Raw genomic sequence first — 5,920 nt, forward strand, 5'->3', positions numbered from 1 at the left:
CGCCTCGGCCGGCGCCGCGCCCGCGCCGGCGACCTCGCGCGCCAGCACCGCCAGCCTCGCCTCGCCCAGTGCGGGTCCCACTCCCGGCTCCCCCTCCCCGGCCACCCGGCCGCCGTCCCGTCCTCGTGCTCGCGCTCTCGCTCGTCCCGGGACGCTAGGCGGGGCGCGCGCGGCGGCCCCGCGGCCGTCGCGCGGGCTGTGGAGGGCGGCCCCGGTGTGCCCGCTGTGGAGCGCCCGGCGAGCATGGGGGCGTGGTGGACGGGCGGGAGTTCGTGAAGCGGGGCGCCGCGCAGGCGCTGGCCGCCGAGGCCGCGGGCCTGGCGTGGCTGGCCGCCGCGGGGGGCGCGGCGGTGTGCCGGGTGCGCCGGCTGGACGGGCCGGAGCTGGTGCTCGACCTCGTGCCGGAGGTGCCCGCCACGGCGGCCGCGGCCGAGGCCTTCGGGCGCGACCTGGCCGCCACCCACGCCGCGGGCGCCGAGCGCTTCGGCGCCCCGCCGCCCGGCGTGGACGGGGACGCCTGGATCGCCTCGCTGCCGCTGCCGATGAGCACCGCGCCCGAGCCGTGGGGGGCCTTCTACGCCGCGCGGCGCCTGGAGCCGTACCTGCGCGCCGCGCGCGACCGTGGCGCCGTGGACGCCGCCGGGGCCGCGCTCGTCGAGCGCGTCTGCGCGCGCCTGGCCGACGGCGACGAGGCGCTCGTCGCCGGCGCCGAGCGCCCGGCGCGGGTGCACGGGGACCTGTGGTCCGGCAACGTCCTGTGGTCGCCGGGCGGGGCCGTGCTCATCGACTGCGCCGCGCACGGCGGGCACCCCGAGACGGACCTGGCGATGCTGGCGCTGTTCGGCCTGCCGCACCTGGAGCGGGTGCTCGCCGCCCACGCCGAGGCCTCCGGCGCCGTCGCCGGCCGGCGCGAGCGGGTCCCGCTGCACCAGCTGCACCCCCTGCTCGTGCACGCCGTGCTCTTCGGCGGCGGGTACGGCGCGCAGGCGGTGCGGGCGGCCGAGCGGGCGCTGGCCCTGTGAGCGCCGCCGACGCCGCCGGGCCGGAGCTGCTGGAGCACCCCGTGCGGGTGCTGCACCTGCTGGTCTCCCCCGAGCACGCCTACTTCGGCCGCCCCCGCGACGGCGCCGCGGACGTGCCCACCCACGACCTGGACGAGGTGGAGGTCGTCGCCGGCAAGGGCATCCGCGGGGACCGCTTCTTCGGCAAGGCCGCGCACATGGACGCCGCCGTGACGTTCCTGGCCGCGGAGGCGTGGGAGGCGGTCGCCGCCGACCTGGCGCTGCCGGCGGTGCCGGACCCGCTGCTGGCCCGGCGCAACCTCGTCGTGCGCGGCGTGGAGCTGGACCCGCTGCGCGGCCACGAGTTCGAGCTGGTCACCGCCGCCGGGACGGTGCGCTTCCGCGGCGGGCGCCCGGCCAACCCGTGCGCGTGGATGGACCGCGTCGTCGCGCCCGGCGCGCACCGGGCGCTGCGCGGGCGCGGCGGGCTGCGCTGCACGCCGCTGAGCGACGGGCGCCTCTCGCGCGGCGCGGGCGTGCTGCGCTCCCCGGTGCCGCTGGACCCCGCCCGCGCCGGGGAGGCGGTGCTGCGCCGCACGCCCCTGCCCTGAGCCGCCCGCCCCGACCGCCGGCGTGCGCGGCCGCGGCGCACCGAGCAGTCTGGGGCCATGGTGAAGAAGGGCGACCACGTCAGCTGGAACACCTCCCAGGGCGAGACCACGGGGGAGGTGGTCTCCGAGGAGACGAGCGACTTCGAGCTGGACGGCAAGCAGCGCCGCGCCTCCGAGGACGACCCGCAGGTCGTCGTGGAGAGCGACAAGAGCGGCAAGGAGGCGGCCCACAAGGAGTCGTCCGTGAAGAAGGCCTGAGCCCGGGCGGTCCCGCGCGGGGCGCGGGGTCGCCCCGCGGCCGTGGGACCATGGGGCGCGTGACCGCAGCGCCCGTGGACCTCGCACCCGCCAGCCTCGGAGAACCGGCCCTCAGCCCCCTCGACGGGCGCTACCGCCGCTCCGTGGCCCCCCTGGCCGAGCACCTCTCGGAGGCGGCGCTGAACCGCCGCCGGGTCCACGTCGAGGTCGAGTGGCTCGTCCACCTGGGCACCCGCGACGTCGTGCCGGGCGTGCGCCGCCTCACGGACGAGGAGGTGGCGCTGCTGCGGGCGCTGCCGCTGCGCTTCGACGCCGCCGCGGTGGCCGAGCTCGCCGAGATCGAGCGCGTCACCGTCCACGACGTCAAGGCCGTGGAGTACTGGATCAAGCGGCGCCTGGAGGGCACCTCCCTGGCCGACGTGGCCGAGCTGGTGCACCTGTTCTGCACCAGCGAGGACATCAACAACCTCTCCTACGCGCTCATGGTGCGCGACGCCGTGCGGCTGGTGTGGCTGCCGGCGGCCACCGCCCTCACCGACGACGTGGCGCGCATGGCGCACGAGCTGCGCGACCTGCCGATGCTCAGCCGCACCCACGGCCAGCCGGCGACGCCGACCACCCTGGGCAAGGAGCTGGCGGTGCTGGCGCACCGGCTGCGCCGCCAGCTGGCGCGCGTCGGGCGCGCGGAGTTCCTCGGCAAGTTCAACGGCGCCACCGGCACCTACGCCGCCCACCGCACCGCCGTGCCCGGCACCGACTGGCCCGCGGTGTCCGAGGAGTTCGTGCAGTCCCTGGGCCTGACGTGGAACCCGCTGACCACGCAGATCGAGTCGCACGACTGGCAGGCGGAGCTGTACGCCGACGTGGCCCGCTTCGGGCGCGTGCTGCACAACCTCTGCACCGACGTGTGGACGTACATCTCCTACGGCTACTTCGCGCAGGTGCGCGGCCAGGGCACCGTCGGCTCCTCCACGATGCCGCACAAGGTGAACCCGATCCGCTTCGAGAACGCCGAGGCCAACCTCGAGCTGTCCGGCGGGCTGTTCCGCGTGCTGGAGGAGACGCTGACGACCTCCCGCCTGCAGCGCGACCTCACCGACTCCTCCACGCAGCGCAACATCGGCGTGGCGTTCGGCCACTCCCTGCTGGCGATCGAGAACGCCCGCAAGGGCCTGGCCGGTCTGGACGCGGTGCCGGATGCGCTGGCCGCCGACCTCGACGCCACCTGGGAGGTGCTCGGCGAGGCGGTGCAGTCGGTGATGCGCGTGCACGGGCTGCCCGAGCCGTACGAGCGCCTGAAGGAGCTCACCCGCGGCCGCCGGGTCGACCAGTCGAAGCTGCGCGAGTTCGTCGCCGGCCTCGGGCTGCCCGAGGGCGAGGCGGCGCGCCTGTCGCTGCTGACGCCCGGGGACTACACCGGCGACGCCTCGGCGCTGGTGGACGTCCTCGACGAGCCGCGCGCCTGACGTGCGCGCCGTCCTCGTCGAGGCCTTCGGCGCCCCGCCGCACCTGGCGGAGGTCCCCGACCCGGCGCCCACCCCGCACGGGGTGGTCGTCGCGGTGGAGGCGACCGGGGTGTGCCGCAGCGACTGGCACGCCTGGCAGGGCCACGACGAGGACGTGGTGCTGCCCCACGTGCCCGGCCACGAGCTGGCGGGCACCGTCGTGGCGGTCGGTGCGGACGTGCGCCGGTGGCGCACCGGGGACCGGGTGACCACGCCGTTCGTCACGGCCTGCGGCACGTGCCCGGAGTGCGCCGCCGGCCAGCAGCAGGTGTGCCGGGCGCAGACGCAGCCCGGCTTCACCGGCTGGGGCTCCTTCGCCGACCTGGTGGCCCTCGACCACGCCGACACCAACCTCGTGCGCCTGGACGGCGACGTGACGTCCACGGCCGCCGCGGCGCTGGGCTGCCGGGTGGCGACGGCGTTCCGCGCCGTGTGCGACGTGGGGGCGGTGCGGCCCGGGGAGTTCGTGGCGGTCCACGGCTGCGGCGGGGTGGGGTTGTCCGCCGTGGCGCTCGCGGTCGCCTCGGGCGCCCGGGTCGTGGCCACCGACCCGTCCCCCGCCGCCCGGGACCTGGCGCGCGCCTTCGGCGCGGAGCACGTGCTCGACCCGGCCGAGGGGGACGTCGTGGCCGCCGTCACCGACCTCACCGGCGGCGGGGCGCACGTGTCGATCGACGCGGTGGGCTCGGTGGTTACGTGCGAGGCGTCGGTGCGGTGCCTGCGCCGGCGCGGCCGGCACGTGCAGGTCGGCCTGCTGCCGGCTGCGACCGGGCGTCCCGCGGTGCCGATGGACCGGGTCATCGCCTTCGAGCTGCGGGTGCTGGGCAGCCACGGCATGGCCGCGCACGACTACCCGCGCCTGCTGGCCCTGGTGGCCGGCGGCACCTTCCCGCTGCAGCGCCTCGTCGGGCGCGAGCTGCCGCTGGAGGCGGGCCCGCGGGCGCTGGCCGAGCTGGAGCACCCGCGGGTCGCCGGCATCACCGTGCTGCGCCCCTGAGGGGGCGCGCCGCTCAGGCCGGCGCGCCGGGCAGGCCCGGCAGGCCCAGCAGCGCCCGGCCGTAGACCTCCCGGGCGTAGCCGGGGTTGAGCAGGGCGTGCCGCGTGGCGGTGGAGACGTCCCGCCAGATGCGCTGCAGTGCAGTGCCGTCGAGCACGCTGCCGGCACCGCAGACGTTCACCAGCAGCTCGACCGCCTGCTGGGAGCAGGTGGCCACCGTGCCGATGTCCATGCGGACCCGCGCCTGGGTGGTGGGGCTCAGCGGGCCCGTGCGGGGCACGGCGTCGAGGTCGTCCGCCGCCCGCAGCAGGTGCAGCTCGGCGGTGTCGACCAGGCGAGCGGCGTCGGCCACGGCCAGCTGCACGCTGGGCGCGTCGGCGAGGCGCGAGTACGGCGACATCGACATCGGCTTGCGCAGCGCGATCTCCTGCGCCACGTCCAGCGCGGAGCGCGCCATGCCGACGATCGGGCCGGCGATCGTCGGAGCCAGCGCGGTGGCGGTGGCCGTCCGCCGCGGCCGCGGGGACGGCACCCCGGCGACGGGCACCGGCAGGCCCGTCAGCAGCGCCTGCAGGGGCGCGGTGCGGTGGGCCGGGACCACGAGGTCCTCCGCGCTGACGGTGTCGCTGCCCGTGCCGCGCATCCCGGCGGTGAACCAGGTGCTGCGCACGCTCAGCTCAGCGGCCGGGACCAGGGCGACGAGGACGCGCGGGGGTCCCGGCACGGGGTGCGGGTCGTTCTCCCCCGCCTCGTCGACGACGGTGGCGGCGAGCAGCACCCAGCGGGCGTGGTGCACCCCGGTGACCCAGCTCCAGCTGCCCCGCAGCACGTGCGAGTCCCCCAACCGCTGCGCGGTCCCCGCCGGAGCGAGGGAGACCGCCAGCGGCACGTCGGGCCCCTCGGCCCAGACGTCGGCGCGGGCCCGGGGGTCGAAGACGTCCAGCATGGTGGCCGAGGCCGCCGAGAACGAGGTGATCCAGCCGCAGGCACCGCAGCCGCGGGCGAGCTCGGCGCCCACCCGGGCGATGGTGCGCAGGTCCGCACCCGCACCGCCGAACTCGACCGGGGCGCCGAGGCCGAAGAGGCCCGCTCCGTGGAGGGCGGACACGCTGGCCGGCACCAACCGGCGGGCGTCGTCGTCCGCGGCGGCGTGCGAGGCCAGCACCTCACGCAGCGCACGTGCAGCCTCCAGGGGGGAGGGCGAGGGAGATCGGTGCTCGAGCGGCTGCGTCTCGACTGTGGCGCTCACGGTTTCTCCGATCGTTGTGAGGGGCAACGACACGGTAGAACCGTCAACGCGTCAGCGCCGTGCGGTTGCGGCCCCGCAGACCGGGGACGGCAGACGACCGCCACGCCGGGGCGGGATCCGGACGCGGCGGTGTCAGCCCTGCGCCATCCGGCCGCGCTCCTCCACGTGCCGCACGATCGTCCCCAAACGCGGGAAAGGCCCGTGCCCCCCACCCAAGGGGGCACGGGCCTCAACCACACCCAGCACCCCCCACCCAACAAGGAATGGGATTCCGTCTCACCACTAATTTGTTGCCGGCG

At 77.1% G+C, this 5,920-nt stretch carries 6 protein-coding genes; 5 read left to right on the forward strand and 1 reads right to left on the reverse strand.

From position 1 onward, the window contains the following. The first annotated feature begins 251 nt into the window (after positions 1-251). The 5 genes from ACRYR7_RS23705 to ACRYR7_RS23725 are packed head-to-tail and all read left to right on the forward strand — an operon-like array spanning position 252 to position 4,372. Positions 252-1,022 (forward strand): fructosamine kinase family protein, encoded by a 771-nt coding sequence (locus ACRYR7_RS23705; protein WP_432574707.1) that lies wholly within the window; start codon positions 252-254, stop codon positions 1,020-1,022. Then, complete coding sequence (locus ACRYR7_RS23710; protein ID WP_432574708.1) at positions 1,019-1,612, forward strand: molybdenum cofactor biosysynthesis protein; 594 nt, start codon at positions 1,019-1,021, stop codon at positions 1,610-1,612. Before ACRYR7_RS23705 ends, ACRYR7_RS23710 begins: the two co-directional genes overlap by 4 nt. A gap of 57 nt (positions 1,613-1,669) precedes the next feature. Further along, positions 1,670-1,870, forward strand: coding sequence for a hypervirulence associated TUDOR domain-containing protein (locus ACRYR7_RS23715; RefSeq protein ID WP_432574710.1), 201 nt, complete (start codon positions 1,670-1,672; stop codon positions 1,868-1,870). Positions 1,871-1,920: 50 nt separating this feature from the next. After that, on the forward strand, positions 1,921-3,336 hold the full coding sequence (gene purB / locus ACRYR7_RS23720) for an adenylosuccinate lyase (protein WP_432574712.1): 1,416 nt from the start codon (positions 1,921-1,923) through the stop codon (positions 3,334-3,336). A gap of 1 nt (position 3,337) precedes the next feature. After that, on the forward strand, positions 3,338-4,372 hold the full coding sequence (locus tag ACRYR7_RS23725; RefSeq protein ID WP_432574714.1) for a zinc-dependent alcohol dehydrogenase family protein: 1,035 nt from the start codon (positions 3,338-3,340) through the stop codon (positions 4,370-4,372). 13 nt (positions 4,373-4,385) lie between these two features. On the opposite strand, the gene ACRYR7_RS23730 is transcribed toward ACRYR7_RS23725, so the two are convergent. Next, positions 4,386-5,621 carry an acyl-CoA dehydrogenase family protein gene (locus ACRYR7_RS23730; RefSeq protein WP_432574716.1) on the reverse strand — a complete coding sequence of 412 codons (1,236 nt, stop codon included), beginning with the start codon at positions 5,619-5,621 and terminating at the stop codon, positions 4,386-4,388. Positions 5,622-5,920: the final 299 nt, after the last annotated feature.

This window comes from Kineococcus gurbantunggutensis, from assembly GCF_050871925.1.
GTDB lineage: Bacteria > Actinomycetota > Actinomycetes > Actinomycetales > Kineococcaceae > Kineococcus.

Coding starts and splice junctions, on each gene's coding strand:
- purB (WP_432574712.1), top strand. CDS start 1,921: ATGGGGCGCGTGACCGCAGCGCCCGTGGACCTCGCACCCGCCAGCCTC.
- ACRYR7_RS23715 (WP_432574710.1), top strand. CDS start 1,670: ATGGTGAAGAAGGGCGACCACGTCAGCTGGAACACCTCCCAGGGCGAG.